Source organism: Aeropyrum camini SY1 = JCM 12091, from assembly GCF_000591035.1.
In the GTDB taxonomy this organism is placed as follows: domain Archaea; phylum Thermoproteota; class Thermoprotei_A; order Sulfolobales; family Acidilobaceae; genus Aeropyrum; species Aeropyrum camini.
This window is the reverse complement of sequence record NC_022521.1, coordinates 1,087,741-1,105,720: the sequence shown is the minus strand read 5'-3', so window position 1 is coordinate 1,105,720 and position 17,980 is coordinate 1,087,741. Positions and strand designations below refer to the sequence as shown.

General features: G+C 54.4%; 17 protein-coding genes. 8 read left to right on the top strand and 9 right to left on the bottom strand.

Annotation, left to right across the window (positions count from 1 at the left end; translation table 11 throughout):
* Positions 1 to 99: 99 nt before the first annotated feature.
* The 3 genes from ACAM_RS05810 to gyaR all read right to left on the bottom strand — a co-directional run bounded on the left by ACAM_RS05810 (position 100) and on the right by gyaR (position 3,528).
* The gene (locus ACAM_RS05810; RefSeq protein ID WP_022541890.1) at positions 100 to 384 is read right to left on the bottom strand and encodes a DNA-binding protein Alba; all 285 of its coding nucleotides are present in this window, start codon (positions 382 to 384) and stop codon (positions 100 to 102) included.
* A gap of 75 nt (positions 385 to 459) precedes the next feature.
* Positions 460 to 2,439, bottom strand: coding sequence for an alpha/beta hydrolase family protein (locus tag ACAM_RS05805; RefSeq protein WP_062662297.1), 1,980 nt, complete (start codon positions 2,437 to 2,439; stop codon positions 460 to 462).
* A gap of 81 nt (positions 2,440 to 2,520) precedes the next feature.
* Positions 2,521 to 3,528, bottom strand: a complete 1,008-nt coding sequence (gyaR, locus tag ACAM_RS05800; RefSeq protein WP_022541888.1) for a glyoxylate reductase — start codon at positions 3,526 to 3,528, stop codon at positions 2,521 to 2,523.
* A 332-nt stretch (positions 3,529 to 3,860) separates the two neighbouring features.
* On the opposite strand from gyaR, the gene ACAM_RS05795 reads away from it, so the two are divergent.
* Genes ACAM_RS05795 through ACAM_RS05780 form a run of 4 tightly spaced genes read left to right on the top strand, consistent with a single transcriptional unit; the run spans position 3,861 to position 7,707 of the window.
* Entirely contained in the window at positions 3,861 to 4,895 is a 1,035-nt protein-coding gene (locus ACAM_RS05795) for an ABC transporter ATP-binding protein (protein ID WP_022541887.1), read from the top strand.
* Between the two features lie 18 nt (positions 4,896 to 4,913).
* The gene (locus ACAM_RS05790; protein WP_022541886.1) at positions 4,914 to 5,759 is read left to right on the top strand and encodes an ABC transporter permease; all 846 of its coding nucleotides are present in this window, start codon (positions 4,914 to 4,916) and stop codon (positions 5,757 to 5,759) included.
* Between the two features lie 2 nt (positions 5,760 to 5,761).
* On the top strand, positions 5,762 to 6,580 hold the full coding sequence (locus tag ACAM_RS05785) for an ABC transporter permease (RefSeq protein ID WP_232502336.1): 819 nt from the start codon (positions 5,762 to 5,764) through the stop codon (positions 6,578 to 6,580).
* Positions 6,577 to 7,707, top strand: a complete 1,131-nt coding sequence (locus ACAM_RS05780) for an ATP-NAD kinase family protein (RefSeq protein ID WP_022541884.1) — start codon at positions 6,577 to 6,579, stop codon at positions 7,705 to 7,707. The genes ACAM_RS05785 and ACAM_RS05780 overlap by 4 nt, the downstream gene beginning before the upstream one ends.
* Positions 7,708 to 7,767: 60 nt before the next feature.
* Here ACAM_RS05780 and ACAM_RS05775 read toward each other — a convergent pair whose 3' ends face one another.
* Complete coding sequence (locus ACAM_RS05775; RefSeq protein WP_062662293.1) at positions 7,768 to 8,922, bottom strand: DUF763 domain-containing protein; 1,155 nt, start codon at positions 8,920 to 8,922, stop codon at positions 7,768 to 7,770.
* Positions 8,923 to 9,053: 131 nt separating this feature from the next.
* On the opposite strand from ACAM_RS05775, the gene albA reads away from it, so the two are divergent.
* Positions 9,054 to 9,362, top strand: a complete 309-nt coding sequence (gene albA / locus ACAM_RS05770; protein ID WP_022541882.1) for a DNA-binding protein Alba — start codon at positions 9,054 to 9,056, stop codon at positions 9,360 to 9,362.
* Between the two features lie 295 nt (positions 9,363 to 9,657).
* Positions 9,658 to 11,070, top strand: a complete 1,413-nt coding sequence (locus ACAM_RS05765) for a phytoene desaturase family protein (RefSeq protein ID WP_022541881.1) — start codon at positions 9,658 to 9,660, stop codon at positions 11,068 to 11,070.
* 9 nt (positions 11,071 to 11,079) lie between these two features.
* On the opposite strand, the gene truD is transcribed toward ACAM_RS05765, so the two are convergent.
* The 4 genes from truD to ACAM_RS05745 form a co-directional block, all read right to left on the bottom strand.
* Positions 11,080 to 12,168, bottom strand: a complete 1,089-nt coding sequence (gene truD, locus ACAM_RS05760; protein ID WP_062662288.1) for a tRNA pseudouridine(13) synthase TruD — start codon at positions 12,166 to 12,168, stop codon at positions 11,080 to 11,082.
* A 151-nt stretch (positions 12,169 to 12,319) separates the two neighbouring features.
* Complete coding sequence (rpl7ae, locus tag ACAM_RS05755) at positions 12,320 to 12,703, bottom strand: 50S ribosomal protein L7Ae (RefSeq protein WP_022541879.1); 384 nt, start codon at positions 12,701 to 12,703, stop codon at positions 12,320 to 12,322.
* Positions 12,704 to 12,795: 92 nt separating this feature from the next.
* On the bottom strand, positions 12,796 to 13,224 hold the full coding sequence (locus ACAM_RS05750) for a DUF2286 domain-containing protein (protein ID WP_022541878.1): 429 nt from the start codon (positions 13,222 to 13,224) through the stop codon (positions 12,796 to 12,798).
* The gene (locus tag ACAM_RS05745) at positions 13,221 to 14,555 is read right to left on the bottom strand and encodes a class II fumarate hydratase (protein ID WP_022541877.1); all 1,335 of its coding nucleotides are present in this window, start codon (positions 14,553 to 14,555) and stop codon (positions 13,221 to 13,223) included. Before ACAM_RS05745 ends, ACAM_RS05750 begins: the two co-directional genes overlap by 4 nt.
* A 286-nt stretch (positions 14,556 to 14,841) precedes the next feature.
* Here ACAM_RS05745 and ACAM_RS05740 point away from each other — a divergent pair, with 286 nt between their 5' ends.
* Both ACAM_RS05740 and ACAM_RS05735 read left to right on the top strand, forming a co-directional pair.
* On the top strand, positions 14,842 to 15,750 hold the full coding sequence (locus ACAM_RS05740) for a VIT1/CCC1 transporter family protein (protein WP_022541876.1): 909 nt from the start codon (positions 14,842 to 14,844) through the stop codon (positions 15,748 to 15,750).
* Positions 15,751 to 15,764: 14 nt separating this feature from the next.
* The gene (locus ACAM_RS05735; RefSeq protein ID WP_022541875.1) at positions 15,765 to 16,235 is read left to right on the top strand and encodes a hypothetical protein; all 471 of its coding nucleotides are present in this window, start codon (positions 15,765 to 15,767) and stop codon (positions 16,233 to 16,235) included.
* Here ACAM_RS05735 and ACAM_RS05730 read toward each other — a convergent pair.
* Positions 16,232 to 17,908 (bottom strand): ABC-ATPase domain-containing protein, encoded by a 1,677-nt coding sequence (locus tag ACAM_RS05730; RefSeq protein ID WP_022541874.1) that lies wholly within the window; start codon positions 17,906 to 17,908, stop codon positions 16,232 to 16,234. The two genes, ACAM_RS05735 and ACAM_RS05730, sit on opposite strands and share 4 nt — an antisense overlap.
* Positions 17,909 to 17,980: the final 72 nt, after the last annotated feature.

Here is a 17,980-nt window from a genome sequence, read left to right as displayed (position 1 = left end):
CTGTCACCCCATCCCCCCGCTATACTCGGGGAATCGCGGTCGTGTGTCTGGGTGGACAAGCAGAGAACTCTAGGAGCTGTTATTTGGGGGCTTACCTATTCAGCCTTTAGCGACTACGATCTCTATGGCAGAAACTTTTTTCTTTCCCTCGGTATCCAGGTTTTCGCTGTATATGTTTACGCTCTTTATCACCAGGTTTTTTATGAATAGGTTTTTGAGCATCTCTACAGTGTCGACTGCGTTACAAATGTTTCTGCCCCTAGCTTTTATTACAACTTCTGGAGCGCCTTCCTCGTTTAAAAGCTTCAGGGCAGCCATGACATAGTTTATAGTGGGCTTCTTGCCCACGAGAATCGTGTTTGGCTTCTGCGGCTCTATCGACACGATGCTGTACACCCCACAGTACGATTTATCGTCGAAACCTATATTAGATATTAAAACTGTTGGTAGGGAGGTAGGTTAGCTCTCTTGCTGCCCTGCCAGGTGTTCCTTGAACCAAGAAACTATTGCTTTGAGCCTCGCCACCCGTCTCCTGGGCGTTCCACTGCGCGAGAGGTTATGGTTTTCCCCTGGGAACACCAGTAGCTTTGTTTTCGCGCCTTTCAGCTTTAGAGCTGTGAAGAGTTGTAGAGCACCGCTAAGAGGGCATCTATAGTCTTCGGTGGAGTGTATAATAAGTAGCGGCGTCTCGATCTTCTCTACAGAGAAAAGGGGGCTGAAATCCACATATTTCTGTAGGTCGCTCCAGGGTTCTTGTGCTGATATAAGCTCTGGAGCGAAGTACCAGCCTATATCGCTTTCCCCGAAGAAGGTTATCCAGTTACTGCAGCTCCTCTGAGTGACCGCCGCTTTAAACCTTCTAGTCTTAGTTACTATAACGTTTGTCATGTAGCCCCCGTAGCTGCCTCCCGTGACTCCACCTCTCTGGGCGTCTAGCTGGGGGAAGTCCGACAACGCCTCATCTACAACTTTCATGAGCTCCAAGTAATCGTCAACGCCATATCTACCCCTTAGGTCTGCAAAATCCTCGCTGTATCCATCGCTCCCCCTCGGGTTCGAGTAGATTACTGCAAAGCCTTGGGAAGCGAGCATCTGGAACTCGTGGATGAAGGCGTAGCCGTAGCTAGTCTTCGGCCCCCCGTGTATGTAGAGTATCCAGGGTAGACACCCGCTACAATCTTCAGCATCAGGGGGCAACAGGACCCAGGCGTCTATGTTGCCTCCATGTGGGCTCTGCACCTGAAGCCTCACAGGCTCTGAAAGTCTCCTGGACTTTGTGAACCACGAGTTGTGTTCTGTAAGCCTGTACTCTGTCTCGTCACGATAGACGTAGATGTCTGGGGGGTTAGTGGGTCCCATTTTCACATAGGCTATGGTATCCCCAGTCTTGGATATGCTGAAATCATCCACCGTCGCGGAAGCCGGATCCACCACAGTCTCAGGCTCCCCCAAGGGCCTGCTCTTCATAACTACCATGCGACCAGCATTATGAACACTGAAGTAGATGTGGCCATTGTCATCCCAGTACATGCCCTTCAGGCAACTAGGCCCTCTTGAGTCGCTGTTCACGGTGTTTAGAGTGTTTAGGTCGAGATCGCATGTCATGCATAAAAGCTCCTCAGAGTTGAGATCGTAGACGAATATCTTGTAGTGGGAGAAGAGGCCTCTTCTCCTGTCGTTCGCTTTTACCGCTATATATCGACCCCTGGGGTCGAAAGCGACGGCAGCAATAGTTAGACCCTCTAGCAGCGTCCTCTCACTATCGCCAGCTATATCCCACAGGACTAGCTTGTGTATGAACGGTCTCTTCATGTCGGTGGAGACGGCATAGACTATGGTGTCATCGTCGGGGCCAAAGTCGAAATCAACTATATTATAGTCGGGACCACCCTTCTCTAACAGCACCTCTCCTCCAGGGTACGAGATAACAGTCAACCCCCAGTACCTATCGAAAACCCACCCCTCACTATCGAACCACACCGGTATGCGGTCTATCTCTAACACATCTCGCTCGCTATAGGGCTTCCAATCCCTCCCAACAGGCCTTCTAGACAAGTACCCTATCATGCCACCCTGGCTTGACCACTTGATGTTTAACGCTGGAAGTATAGACTCGTGAATAACCTGTGGCTCTCCGCCTGTCGGGCTTGTTACGGCTATATAATGTCTCTTACCCTGCTTGGTGTCTAATGTACGGGAGAACGCTATAACACTCCCCTCCGGGTTCCAGGCCGGACACCTGTCAGATGGTCCCCCCGTAAGAGGGCGGTAAGAGTTCTCCTCCGCTATCCATATGCCCGACCTGTATTTGTTCTCCTTAGTATCAGCCTTTACAGCGAGATAGGCTACCTTATCACCCTCAGGACTAACACTAGGGTTCGACACGAATGTCAAGCGAGTTATATCCTCCGGGGCGACACCCTTCCTAGGACTAGTCATAGCTGTTCAACTCAATCTACAGCATTATCACCCGGGGGGCTTATTAACAGTGGTTTTGGTATGGTATAGTTTTCGAAAATCCTAGAACCCCGGCCGCCTTATGTTAACTACCTCTTTGTTAACAAGGTTAGGCGGGACCTTACCCTGGGCGAAAGCTGCCAGGTTCTCCGCGGCCATCATAGCCATCCTGAGCCTCGTCTCTCTAGTAGCGCTGGCTGCATGAGGCGCTAGCACTACGTTTTTAAATGCCGTGAGCGGGTGGTTAGGATTCAAAGGCTCCTCCTCGAACACGTCCAGCGCGGCCGCTGCTATCCAACCCTCCCTAAGGGCTTTCACAAGGGCCTCGGTATCCACTATAGCTCCTCTTCCTGTGTTTACCAGTATTGCCGTCCTTTTCATCTGTTTTAGCTCTTTCTCGCCTATTAGATGTCTAGTCTCCTCCGTCAGAGGTAGGTGGATGCTCAGTATGTCAGATTCCCGCAGAAGGTTCTCGAGGCTCCTGTATTCGGCTCCGATCTTCTCCTCAATATCCGGCTTCCTAGACCTGCTGTGGTAGATTATTTTCATTCCAAAAGCTTTTCCTATCTCCGCGACTCTAGAGCCTATCCTGCCCATACCTAGAACGCCTAGGGTCTTACCCCTAAGCTCCAACCCTAGCATCATCATAGGGTGCCAGCCGGTTTTCAGCCTCCACCACTCCCCCCACCTTACAAAGTGGTCAGCCTCCACTACACGCCTAGCGGCAGCCAGTATTAGAGCCCAGGTGAACTCGGCTGTGGCCTCTGTTAGAACGCCTGGGGTGTTTGTCACATATATTCCTAGGCTAGTTGCACATTTTACATCAATATTGTCAAAACCCACAGCCATCTGGGCGACAATTCTGAGTCTGGGTGATTGTTTAAGTAGGTTGCAGTCTATCCTGTCTGTCAGCAGTGTATAGAGAGCGTCCGCCTCCCTTGCTTTAGAGAGAAGGGTATCGTACGGCGGCGGCTGATATTTATCCCAAACTTCAACTTCATAATACTTGGAGAGGAGTTCTAGAGCCTCTTGGAAAACTTCTCTCGTAACGAAAACCCTAGGCTTTTCCACAGCGTCAGCACACCAAAGGCTATAAGAGTTTTCCACTATCTATAAGCGTTGACCAGCTATAACACTATATCTCCAGAGACTGTTTTTAGCAGGTAGCGAGAGATCGGGAAGCGCCCCTAAATTTCCGCGGCATAATAATAATAGTTTGGGAGACTGCGTATGAAGCGTTTGAGGACCGTTTATAAAGTATTTGCTGCCTTAGCATCGCAGTATCGATCTAACAACGTAATTACTGTTAAAAACAATTTAATAACCCTGGATGCATTTAAAGAGGCCTCTGCGACTGTTTAGTGTATAGCTACACTTAACCTGGGTACGGGGGAGTAAGGGCTGTGGCTGAGGCCATGATAGAAGCTAGCAACCTGGTAAAACGGTTTGTGAGCGGCCGTATCAGGAGAAGAGTTGTGGAGGCGCTTAGGGGCGTATCGTTCAGGGTATACAAGGGTGAAATCTACTCTTTTCTAGGCCCTAATGGAGCGGGGAAGACTACTACCGTCAGGATACTAGCAACCCTTCTCGACCCTGACGGTGGTGAGGCTAGGGTAGCGGGTTTCGACGTTGTAAAGGAGAGGTGGGAGGTTAGGAGGAGAATAGGTGTAATGCTGTCCGTAGAGCGAGGGTTCTACTGGAAGCTTACTGGCCGGGAGAACCTGTACTATTTCGGCAGGCTCTACGGAATACCCTCGCGGGAGCTTAAGAGCAGGATAGAGGAGGTATTGGATATAGTTGGTCTCAAGGACCTGGGTGGTGCTGATAAGCCGTTCGAGGAGATGAGCCTGGGTATGAAGGCGAGACTCGGGCTTGCCAGGGTCCTTCTAAAAGACCCTGAGGTGCTTATCCTCGACGAGCCGACCCTGGGTCTTGACCCGGCTAGCGCTAGGACTATCAGAGGAGTTATAAAAAGACTGGCCTCTGAAGGCCGGACCATATTTATAACTACCCACAACATGGTTGAGGCCGAGCTGGTCAGCGACAGGGCCGCAATCATAGTAGGTGGGAGAATAGCTATGGAGGGCACCCCAGATGAGCTCAAAAAGAGGGTTTTCAACTCGGTAAACCTAGAGTTTAAGGTGAGAGGAGACGGTCAAGCAGCAAAAAAGTTCTTCTCGAAGGTTAGAAGCGAGTACGCCAATAGGCTAGTTGGGGGTGTGACCTTTTCTGAGGGTGTGCTTACCTTCAGGATCTCTGTTAGTCGGGAGGAGCCCGCGGAGCCTATAATAGACTATGTAACGCGGCTAGCCTACCAGTACAAGTTTAAGGTACTCGAGATAAAGGCTCTAGAGCCCTCTCTAGAGGACGTTTTCGTCGCTGTTAGCGGGAGCGTCGACGCGCAGCAGGGGCGGGTGAGGGGTAGAATAGCCAGGTGACGGGGGGGCTTAGCCGCCATGGCCGCTCGACCCAGCTCGGCCAGCAGCCTGTTCAGCATTTTCCTAAGGCTTGCGAGGGCCGAGGCGGAGTTTAGGCTCATGGAGCTTAGGCGCAACAAACAGTACACCATAATAACGCTCTCATGGCCGTATCTGATGATGGTGTCAATCTACATACTGGGTACGAGCTATGGAAGCATAGAATATTACAAGGCTGTGACTGGCGTGAAAGATCCCCTAATATTTCTTGCTGTAGCTAGTGCAGTAGCTTTCACGGCCGTAGGGATTATCGACTACACTTCAAACTCTCTCCTCTGGCACCGCTGGCTGGGCACTCTTCCATACGTTATCCTCTCCTCTCCAAGGTTCTCGATCTACCTCTTGGCGTCTGGCACTACTCTGACCATATTCTCAATCGCCATAAACTATGTCTCTATAGCGCCTCTCATACTCTTACTAGGCGGCCTCGACTCTTTCCTCAGGCTTATGGCTATAGTAGCTATAGTGTTCCTTGGCATGATACCGTTGATGGGCATAGCGGTTGTAGCGAGCCTCTTGTCTATAGTAGCAAGGGAAGAGGGTAATGTTCTGGGCTTCCTGAACCCGCTTCTCCTACTACTCGCTGGTGTTTTCTACCCCGTGGAACTCCTGCCAAGGCTGCTCGAGTGGGCCTCTAGGGCCATCCCGGTAACGTATGTGGTGGAGTCAGCAAAGCTGGTATCAGGGTTCGACGCCCCCGGCGTGAAACTCCTATATATTGTGTTGTACGCCTTCGCACTCATGTCTCTGGTTTATAACGTGGGCGGCCTGTTAGCGCTGGAATACCTAGAAAAGATCGCTCAGCGGAGGGGTGTCTCCGGTTGAGTATGCTGGGGGGCGTGGCCAGGGCTTTCACCCAGTTTACCATTATGGTTTGGGCTCACTCGAAGAGAGCATGGAGGATGAGATACAACCTGGTGAACTGGGCTATAATAGACGCCTTATGGCTTCTCATATTCGTATTTGCAGGCCTGGCCTTCACGCCTCCCGGCGACTATAGTGAGGTAGTACCAGTCCTCTTCTTCAGCGTGGTTATGTGGAGCTTGATGAGCACGCCAGTATGGTCTATAGGCAACTGGATTAAATTCTATGTGGCAATAGGTCTTATGGACGAGGTTGAAGCCTCGGGCGCGAGCCACACTCTATTCCTGGCGACGAGGGCGATCCCCAGCCTAGCTATAAGCCTTATATCCTCTCTGGGTGTGGGAGCGATGCTATACTACTCCACAGGGGTTAACATATTTACTGTGAGTAACCCTCCCCTTCTCGCACTCTCACTGCTGATGCTTGCGCTCATGTCAACGCTATACGCGCTAGGGCTAGCCTTCATCGGTCTAAAGCTGAAGGTGCCCGCGCCAAGTCTCGACGTTATGAACCTGGCTATGTTCTTCGTAGGCGGCGTAGCTGTTGACGTTGAAACTCTTATTTGGCCTCTTAGGATAGTCGCGGTCATAACGCCCTACAGCCACCCGGCTGAAATCATGCGCTACGCGGTGGCCGGTGATAGACCATACCTAGGCCTCCAGGGAGAGCTGCTTGCATCTTTACTATTCTTATTTCTCCTTACAGTGTTTGTGGCATTGACTAGGCATGTGGCGTATAGCGACTACAGGAGGATGGGGCCGAGGGGCGTGGGGCTTACTTGACAGGTAGAGTGCTAGGATTGATAGTAAACCCTCTCGCCGGAATAGGTGGGAGGCTCGGTTTCAAAGGTAGTGATGGGGCTTACGGTGTTAGAGCCCTTATGATGGGTGCAGAGCTCGTGGCGCCAAGGAGAACCAGGGCCTTCCTGGAGGCTCTAGATGATGCGCTAGACCATCTGGGTTCCGAGGTTAGGCTTCTAATGCCTCCGGGCAGGATGGGGGCTTCTATTGTTGGAGAAATGCATCGGCTACGGCACATAGCGGTAGAGGCTGTTCCCTGCGTAGACCCCAGGATATGGCCTACCACGGCGCACGACACGGTTAGATGTGCAAGGGCCCTGCAGGATAGGGTTGATCTTCTAATCTTCGTCGGAGGAGACGGCACAGCGAGAGACATCTTGAACGCGGTCGACATGAGGCTCCCAGTGCTTGGCATACCCTCAGGAGTCAAGGTTTATAGCAGCGTCTTCGCAGTCAACCCACAGGCTGCAGCTAGGGTTGTTATAGCCTTCCTGGAGGGGAGGGCAAGGCTTGAGGAAAGACTGGTAGTGGACGTTGACGAGGAGGAATTCAGGCGTGACAGGCTGGTGCTGAGAACTTTTGGAAAACTCCTCGTTCCAGCCGCTGAGGGCGTTGTTGAGAGCCCTAAAACCATGGGCGGCGGGGAGGGCGTAGAGGATATAGCCCGGTTCTTCGCGGACGAGCTATACAGAGACTGTACACTGTATATTCTAGGGCCTGGGCAGACTGTCGCTAGAATAGCGGAGTACCTTGGCGTTAAGAAGACGCTTCTAGGCGTGGATGCACTTCACAACCGCCGGCTAGTGGGCAGGGATCTAGATGAAAAGTCTCTACTCGAGCTTACCGAGAGGTATCCTAGGAGTGTCCTCGTCCTCTCCCCCATAGGAGGGCAGGGCTTCATACTAGGCCGGGGTAACCAGCAGATAAGCCCGCGGGTTGTCAAGAGGGTGGGGGGAGATGGGATAGTAGTAGTTTCTGACCCGGAGAAGCTGAGGGGATTGAAGAGGCTAAGGGTAGACACTGGCGATGAAGAGGTTGACAGGATGTTGCGGGGCTACATCAGGGTGCTAGTGGGGTACGGCAAGTGGAAGATGGTCAAGGTAGAGTAGCAGGTTCCGGGGTAGGATGCCAAGTATAGTGTGCGATAAGGGCGTTCAAACGGAGTTCATTCAGGATCTTAGCGGTTCCAACAGGCTCCTGAGCCTTTTTAAAGCTTTAAGCTTTTCATCCCTCCCGAGCCGGGCGAGCTCAACAGCCTCTTCCAGGGTAATGACAACCCTCTCTGCAGTCCGCCTGTCGAACTTGTAAGGCACTCCATCCTTACCCCCCACGGCATAGGCGTAGACGAAGGGGTTGAGCGGGGTTGAAACGGGGTCTCTAGTGCTAGTCGGAACACCGTAGATTATGTCAGCGACTAGAGCGAGAGCCCTAACAACCTTGGGTGTCAAGCCAGGAGCCGTTAGGAGTTCCCGCTCATCCACGGGGGGGTTGTCGGCGAGCATTTCAAGATACCTCCTCGTCCTCGGATCCAGCAGAACCGGTTTGTAGTAGGGTCTAGCGACCCGCGGGGTTCTCGGCGTCTCCGCGGCTTTCTCTCCGCGGCTTTCCATATAGTCTGTGAGTACCGTGTTTCCCCGCACTATCCTAGAGGCTTCTAGAACCATCCTCTCTATCCTCTTTGCACCCTCTTGTGCCAGATCGATATACAGCTTTCTAGCATCCCTACTTTCCGACGCCACAGCATTAAGGACACCCGAGTTGCTTCGCAGGCCTGAGACTCCGCCGAAAGGCTCTTCAACCGACTCTCTATCAATATGGTACCTTCTGGAGAGGCCGGCCTCGACGTTCATACCCTGTTGAACAGCAACCATTAAACCGGATTCCGAGACTGCAAGGGCATGTATATAGGGGGAGTAGCCGTCCTGGAGGAGCACATTGGAGACTCTGCCGGCTGCTTGGCTGAAGATTTGGACTTTCGAAGCATCTACCCCAACTCTATCCTCAACAGCCTTCACCTCCTCACCTATACTCCTCATCCTCCTGCCCTTACCACCCACAACTACGAATCCCAGGTCCTCGTCCAAGCTAGCCTTCCTGAGTACTGATATGAGGACAGTGGTGCTACCGCTACTGTCCCAATCCATACCTATAGCGTTGTTGAACGCTTGGAACCAGTAGGGGTTCGCGAGGCCCCTGACAATCGCGTCCGGCCCGTGGACCTCAACAACGGCTCTAGCTATAGCCCTGGCCAGTTTCTCCATAACCCTTAGCATCCACACAGGTACCTTGCCGCTGTGCAGCGGGAGATCTGCTATACCAGCCATCATATCCCACCGATTACGCTGATCCCATTATAGTAACACTCGATTACGGGAGGTAGTAAAGCTTAAAAACACGTGTTGAGACTATTAGGGTAACGACAGAATAGCATAGAACCAGACGAGGTGGCAGAGGCATGGCATGTGAGGGAGCACCTGAGGTCAGGATCGGTAGGAAGCCTGTAATGAACTATGTCCTAGCTATACTAACCACTCTGATGGAGCAGGGCACCAACCAGGTTGTGGTGAAAGCCAGGGGCAGGAACATAAACCACGCTGTCGACGCAGTTGAGATAGTTAGGAAGAGGTTTGCAAAGAACATCGAGATAAAGGACATAAAGATAGACAGCCAGGAGATCGAGGTACAGACGCCGGAGGGCCAGACGAGGACTAGGAGGGTCAGCAGCATAGAAATATGCCTCGAGAAGACGGGCGAGGCAGCCTAAAGCAGCGGCAAGACCGGTAGGCTAGCAGGAGAAACAGGGTTTTTTCCGCGGAGAAGGCGTAAGCGCGCCGGCGTTAACGGGAGAACCTGGGGAGGTATATATACTGCGTTAACCCAGGCTCCACCGTGACGAGAAACTTAATGTCGATGTCCATGAATCTCCTACTTTAAAAATTCAATACTCCTCCCTTAGGAGCCGAATTCCCACAGATCACTCTAATAAGCGTAACCACCTTACATAGCCGAATCTCCTATCTCCCCCCAGCAGGTTTCAACATTTAGATGGGTGTAGTGGTATGCCGCGTTACGATGCCGTTGTTGTGGGAGGCGGCCACAACGGTTTAGTTGCTGCGCTAACGCTGGCACTCCACGGTGCCAGAGTAGCTTTGGTAGAGGCCCGGGACCAGCTGGGAGGCCTCTCCTCCGACGGCCTCTCGCTAGGCGTCAGATACCCGAGGGTAGCATATGCATTGGGGCTGTTCCCGGAGGGCCTCGCGAGATTTCTAGGTGTAAATCTCGGTGCATACACCGTGCTCGCCGAACCCTCTTGGGTTGTGGTGGATGCATCATCGGGGGAAACCATATTCAGGTGGTGGACCAGCTTTGACGCGCTTATGCAGGAATTCGTGGAGAGAGGGCTGCCTCAGTCTGAGGCTCGTGCCTTCGTGAGCCTCCTCGACTCGTGGAGGCGGTGTAGCGGCGAGGTAATATTTTCTGTTAGACCACCAAGCCTTGAAGAGGCCTCTGAAGTGCTCAGCCGCTGCGGCGGCGAGCAGTTAGGGAGTGTGTTCCGCAAGAGGTTCGAGAAGGGCCTTGGACAGCTGCTGCCTAGGGATCTCTGGGGGCTGGTAACGTATCCCGGCTACGAATCGGAACCGGGGGCTGCATCTCTCCTGCATATCTGGAACGGCGGTGTGTGGAGGCAGATTCCCGGAGGATGGGCGCCTCTCCTCCTCGATCTCGAGGAGAAGGCTAGGCGAAGCGGCGTAGACATATTCAAGGGTTTAGGGCCCGCCGGGATAATGGTTAAGGGCGAGAGGGTAAAGGGCGTTAGGATCGGGAAGAGGGTTTTTGAAGCGGATAGGGTGATATACTCGGGGAGCATAGTAGCGCTGCCAGAAGCACTGGGTGACTCCAAGGATGTACTGGGGAGCGAGGTCCTGAGGGAGATAGACAGGATTTCAAGAACTTCTCTAGTGGCTGACAGGCTTAACATTTTCACTAGCTGCAAACCCGAGCCTTTCTACAGGGCTGGCGGCAGGCCGTCTCTCGTTGAAGTATGGGGGAGGGGCTACTGGTTTGAGGCCGCCTACCCCACGCTCCACCCAGAAGGTCGGGATAGCCTCTCCAGGAGGCATGTGGTGGCTCTCACCGGGCTATTCGGCGGTGCTGACCCGTACGAGATTCTTAACGCGGCGGGAGTGAGTTGTGTAGACAGGGTTGAGAGTATAGATAAGCATGTTCTGGCCATGGAGTTTCTAAACTCCTCAGGCAACCCCAACCACGTGCCGCTAAACGATGGCCGGATACTTGATAGGAGGCCCTTCGAAGGCTGGTCAGACTATACTACACCCGTTGAAGGACTATACCACGGATCCGCCTCCAGCCACCCTGGAGGCCAGGTGTCGGGGGTGCCTGGGCACAATGCCGCCGTTCGACTGCTAGTCGATGCCGGCGTTAAGCCTAGGAGCCCTCTTGCAAAAATCTAGCTTAAAATCCTACATGCACTCCAAGTAGGAGTCTATCCAAAGTATAGAGTAGAGGGCTAGAAGGGCTGTGGTGGCGAAGGCGCCCGGCGGAAGGTGGAGGCGTATCGACACCTCAGAATCGCCTAGACGCCTGCAGCTATACCTGCAGACAGGGTAGATAAGGGGCCTCAAACCACCCCTCAAGGGCAGTATTCCAGGCTCCACACCCTCCTCCTCCATAACCCTGGCTACGAGCCTTGACCAGCCGGTATGCGAGCCTAGGAGAGTCCTAGAGGGGAGCCTGGCAACTGGTACTCTGTACGTGTATCCTCCACATACGACACTAGCCGCAGACTCTCCCAGCGACCAGAGGCTCCTCCCCTCTTCGACGGCGCGGGTGAGCGCCCTGTTGAAGAGGTAACTTCTGAAGGCTTCCACCACAACTCCTCCGAAACTGCGGCCCTGGGGAGGGGCCAGGCTCTTGGATATCTCGGTAAGTATCTTGGACTCATAGTCTCCAGGAGCAATTCTCCGCTCGAGAGGATACCTGTACCCCAGCTCCCGGGCGAGGAGATCCCATCTCCCCGAAGCGTATAAGATGCTATACAAGTGGGTGTTGGGCCTTGACACTCCAAAACGCTGGGGACCGTAATGGCCGGTAATCCACTCTAGGTTCGAAGTCCTGCAACCCCCGCGAGCCTCCAGCCTAATCCTGAACATGTTACCCCTGTGGCCCCCAGGGTATACGTATCCCCCCCTCCCCAGAAGCCATGCCTCCATCCTACCGCCGTAAGCCTTAACCCTAAGAGGCGTTTTTCTACACCTGTATAGGGATACGTGTTGCCACGAGATAGAGCATGCATCCTTCAAACCCGCGTAAGAGTATATCCTACACCCTAGAAGCCTTGAGAGCGCACCAGCAGCTGCTGGCGTGCTGAGCAGCTTCTTCCTAACGAGGTAAAGCACCCACCCCCTCCTCCTCTCCCAATCAGCACGGGATTCGACGACCCTAAAGCCCCAGGGAAACTGTATGACGGCTTCAGGACCTGTAGAATGGGGGAGGCCAAGGAGCTCTTCCAGAGCCCAGTCGGCAGGCCGGCATTGAGAACCGCTGCTCATATGCTAGAGCCACCTTATTCCGCGAACATCAGTTGAAGACTACCGTGTAATGGAGTGGGGCTTTTATATGTTTACTTAACTTTTTAGGAAGGTGGAAAAACTATGTTGACGGGCTAAGGGGCCTTTGTAGATCGGGAATAGAATCCCAGCTCTATACGCCAGCCTTAGCCCTAAGCTCCTTGACTTTCTCTATAATCTCCCTTACTAGGGTGTCGGCGTCGCCAGGCTCGATTATGGCAACACTAGCAGCAGCAACCTCTATACCAGCAGCCTCGCCTAACCTCTTCTTGCTGGGCACATAGACGTAGGGTATCTTCTTTTCGTCACAGAGAAGGGGTAGGTGCATGACTATCTCCGGGGGATCCACGTCTTCCGCTATAACAACCAGCTTGGCGAGACCCCTCTCAACAGCCTTAGTGGTCTCGTTAGTACCCTTCTTTATCCTCCCAGTCTCCCTAGCACGTTTAACGGCCTCATAGGCCTTCTCAGCTAGGTCCTCTGGAACCTCGAACCTCACGTATATGGGCTTACTCATGGCTCCTCCTCCCCTTTCAGGTCGTCACAGCCTCTAGAATCAGGGTGTGGCAGACCTAATTAAAGATGTGGTTTAACCTGTGATTCCATGCGTCAAACCTTCTTGATCCCGCCTGGGCGCTGTGGTGGGGTTGTCATGCTGGCTGCGTGCGCCTCAAGCTCCTCTTTGAAACCTTTGTAGACTAGGGGGGCTATGACTAGTATCTTCCTGTCTATATAATTTTCGTCGTCAATCATCTCGTTGTCAAAACTAATGTAGTATATGGGCACTAGAACCCTGGTTTCCCCGCCTTCCACTTCGACTCTACCCTGAGACTCAAGCTCCCTCAGCACATCCTCCTCGATGTCACTCACAACAGTTATCTCTATGTCATCGCTTATCACCAGGAAATCGCTGCTGCTAGGATCCCACTCCTCAAGAGCATGTCTGGCCATGTCCTTGACGACTTCCTCAAGCCTGGCCTCGAATATCAAGCTCTCCTCTACCCTACCATGTTCTGCACGTATAACAGCTACTTTCAACCTTTACGCCCGACCTCAAGACTTGGTATTCCAGGCTTAACTAGTTTTTCAAGGTCGAGCAGCTTCTCTATAGCGTCGTCGCTAAGCCCTACTGCTTTGAGAGCCTCCCTTATACTCTTTCCCTCATAGAGCATCCTAGAAACCTCTGCGGCCTTTTCGTAGCCTATTATAGGCGCGACCAGTGTTATCAGTGCCTGGCTCCTCTCTGCAAGCTCCCTCATACGCTCGACCCTCGGCTCCACCCTCTCTATGACGAGACTGGCGGTCTTCCTAAGGGCCTCAGCTACAATTTCTACCTGCCTCACCGCAGCATAGCCCGCCAGGGGGAGGCCCATGCTAAGCTCGAACTCGCCGAGGAGGGAGGCCTGGACCAGGCTGCTGTCCAGGGCTATGGCATAGCTCGCGGCCTGCATCGCAGCCTCTAGTGTAACAGGGTTCACCTTGCCAGGCATCATGCTGCTGCCTGGGACCTCCTGCGGTATCTCAACCTCGGCGATACCGGTGAACGGCCCGCTGTACATTAGCCTGAGGTCCTGGGATAGCCTCCAGAGGTCTATGGCTACGGCCCTGACCGCGGCTGTGAGCATTGCTATGTCTGTGACCAGCCTCATAGCCCTGAACCGGCTGGCCGCAGGCTTGACTGGTATACCCGTCTTCTCGGCCAGTATGGCAACTGCTCTACGCGGGTATTCCGGGTGGGCGTTGAGACCAGTACCGACGGCGGTGCCGCCGAGAGGTACCTCCAGAACCGCCTCCAGAGCGCTCCTGACCATGGAGAGGTCTTTGGAGAAAGCGTCTCTGAAGGCGCCCATTTCCTGGCCGAAGGTGACGGGGAGGGCGTCGCGGAGGTGGGTGCGCCCGGGCTTCACTACGTTAGCATACCTCTCCTCAACAATGCCAAGGCTTGATATAAAGGCTTCAAGAGCGGGCACCAGCTCGTTTATGACCGCCGAGGCAGCGGCCAGCCGTATTGTGGTGGGTATAACGTCGTTGCTTGACTGTCCCATGTTCACGTGGTCATTAGGGTGGACCTCGACACCAGCTATCTCAGAAGCCCTCTCGGCTATCACCTCGTTCACATTCATGTTCAACCCTGTTCCACTGCCCGTCTGGAACACGTCTACCACGATTCTATCTCTGTGCTTACCCTCGGCGACCTCAAGCGCCGCCTGCATAATAGCTTTAGCTCTTTTCTCGTCGAGAAGCCCGAGCTCCATGTTAGCCCTCGCCGCCGAGTACTTAACCATACCTATAGCCCACACAATTCTCCCAGGAAACCTCGTACCCGTGTTTAGGAAGACCCTAACAGCCCTCTCCACGTACTTGCCCATACACCAACACCCACACGACACAAGCTCTAGCCCCCAGCCCGGGAGCCCCTCGCACACGCCGCTACCCCACACCAGCCACGCACGGAGTCGGCGTCGTCTAGCCAGCTCATAGAGGCTCCCGGGGCGGGGGCCCCAGCAGCCATTCTAACTATTTTGTGTGTAGGGCTGTTATTGGTTAGCGGGTACTAGCTTATATCCTTTAGGCCTCGCTGCACAGCCTAAGAATGTGGGTTTAGAGCCTAGGACGCTGGTGGGGGTACCGAGTCAGGGCGAGGGTGGGTTTGATTTGCTGACGGAGGAGCGTGTGCAGGAGGCAAGGAGGTTCTGTGAGGACGAGTACGTAGACTACATAGTTTACAGCTATCTATCCGGGATTGAGGGGGACGAGGAGAACCGGAGAGTATTGAGGGAGATGGCCGAGCAGGAGTATCGCCACTACGAGTTCTGGAAGGAGTTAGTCGGTGGTGACTGCAAAGTTAGTGTCTCCAGAATCAGGCTTATGGTACTCGGGCTTCTAAGGCGGATGCTCGGGGTTACATTTACTGTTAAATTCCTGGAGAGGCACGAGAAGGAGGTTATAGAGTCTTATAAGAAGTTCCTCGAGAATCTCGACGGCGAGGCTAGGAGGAAGCTGGAGGGGATTATAGAGGAGGAGATAAGCCACGAGAACTATCTTATATCTAGGATCAACGAGAACATAGTAAGGTATCTAGGCTTCATAGCTTTAGGACTTGCCGACGCTATAGTCGAGATTACCGGTGTCCACGCCGGGTTCCTCGGCGCGACCTCCACAACCTTGGTGGCGGGTGTGGCGGGCCTTATAGTAGGGCTTTCCGCAGCCATATCTATGGCGGCGGCGGCGTATCTCCAGGCTAAACACGAGTCGAGCACTACCGCCCCCCTACCCTCAGCTATAGCAACAGGGATCGCCTACTTCTTCGCGGTAGTAACCCTTGCCTTGCCATACTTCATCACCCACTCGAACATACTGGCCTTCGTGGCGAGCGTAATGCTGGCCGTGGTCCTAATAACCGCCTTCGTATTCTACAGCGCCGTCATAAACGAGACTAGCTTTAGGCGGGAGATCGTGGAGAACCTCGGCGTGCTCTTCGGAACCGCAGCCGCGGCGTATATATTCGGGGATGTTCTAGGTAGGATCTTCGGAATAGGCGACATTCTCGCGCTCCTATACTAGGGGAGGCAAGCGGTTTGAAGACCGAGACCCACATAGTTTTTGGCCTCGGGGCGGCTGCTCTAGCAGCATCTATGGCGTATGAAGCAGGCTTCGGCGGAGCCTGCCTACTGCCCCTAGTTCTAGCCTCCGCCGCCATCCACATTGCTATAGATCGGCTATCGCACGAGACTGTCCAGGCCTTCAGCCTCAGGACTAGGCTTCTCCACAGCGTGGAAACCCTGGCCCCGGTCTCGGCGGCCGCCGGGCTAGTGGCTGGCTATATGGCCGGGGGGACCCTTGAGTGCGAGCTCGGCGGCTGTCTAGTGTTTCTGGCCTCCGGGGCAAGCCACCTATTCCTCGACGCGCTCAACCCTACGGGCGTGTGGGTTTTGGGTAGAAGGGTGTCGGTACCGCTGGGTAGGTGGGATGATCCTGTGCTTAACGGGGTATTCTCGTTGGCAGGCCTCTCTTTAACTCTAATAGGCGTTTTAATGGCTCTTAGCTAGCCGCAGTAGCGGCCGTAGCAGGCTCTGAGGCCTGGTATCCTGTTGACCATGAACGCTATCTCAAGGGGCCTCACATAGGATATCTCCGGGCCTGGTTTGGAAGTGAGCATGCTGTAGTCCCACCTCCATAGCCTGCTGGAGATCTCCCGCGCCAGCCCCGCTATGCTGGCGCCTCTTCTGGATGCGATGACGCTGGCCGCTCTCCACGCTGTTGATAGCTGCTGCTCCTCCTCAACCTGCCTGAGCGGCCTCAGGTCAATCCTATCCTTCAGGTTTCTAGCCTCGGCCACGAAGCCCTTAACCCTGGGCTTCTCCAGCACCCTAGCCTCAGCCACCACCCGGCCAGCCGGGCGTCCATACTCCTTCGCCACCCTCCTATACCCCATTTCCCTTAGAACCCTGGAGGCCTCGAGCCTCTTCTCAGTGGCGTCGCGGGATCTAAACTCATCCATAACCACTATCCTATCAGAACTCTCTAGCAGGGGCATAGCCCCGCTCGCAACGGCTATCATTGATAGGCCAGCCTTCTTCATGCTAGGCGCCATATCGCTCAGGGGGTTTACCGTCCTCTTACCGGTGATCTCCTCCGCCCAGACGTCCCTATGTATAATGTTTGTGGCGGTCTGGTCCTCGTCGAACAGCACCCCCGAGGCGCCGGCTTCGACATACTCCTGTATCGACGCCGCTATGCTGGTTGCACCGCTGGCGTCAGGCGTGGTGAAGCAGCGTGTATCGGCCCCGCCTGGGAGCGCTTCTATGAAGGGCGACGCGTCGACGCACGAAACCCACCTGCCGTTCTCGCTCTCGACATAGGCTAGCATGTGGTCGCTTACGACGAGCTCCCTACCGTCTCCGGGTATGTGGTTCCACACGCCGTGGGCTATAGCCTCCGCCAGAGTAGTCTTCCCGTGGAAAGCGGGGCCGGTTATAGTGGTAACCCCCCTAGGCAGCCCCATACCGCTGATAACCCTACCACTAGGCAGCTCTATCTCAACCCTCATGCTTGGCGGGCTCTCGAAGGGCACAGCATCCTCCAGAGGCTCCCAGCAGCCTCCACACTTCCTGGGGAGAATCGACCCGTCTCCCACAAAGGCGTAGAGACCCATATCGTCGAGTCTAGACCTTATGTACTCCTGGTCCTTCCAGACGGATATATGCCTCTCCACATCCCCACCGGCGAGGTCCTCGAGAACCCTCTCCACAGCCCTCGGCAGCCTGTCAAGAAGGAGCTCCCTCGCAGCCCCCGCCAGAACCCTCCTCCCCCTCGAGGGTAGACCAGCCCAAACCCGGAAGAGGAGGCTCCAGAACTCCCCGTTCCTAGGCCTGGCCTCCACAGCGCTCCTGGGTATGACTATGGGTGAAGGTGTGGGTACTGAAAGCCTGCCGCTGCCACCCTCGCCAACACCCCTCATGGAATACCTCGGTAGAATCCCGCTGAGCAGCCTATGGGCGTAGTCCGCATATGGCACGGGGTGGGCTCCCGCCGGGGGTTTAACCCTCTTCACATGAACCTCGATAACGCTGGGAGGGGCGAAGGGGTCTCCCTGAACCCTTGACACCCTCACCTCCATCCTGCCGAGGTCCTCGGATGCGCCAGCTAGATCCTTATACGCCTTATACCCCCGTCTGTCTATCCTGCGGAGTACACTCTCTATAGAAACGCGTCCTACCAAAACCTAGACCCAAACATATCCCGGGGCCCCGGGGGAAATTAATGTTGGCCAGCCCCAGGGGCCAAAGCGCGG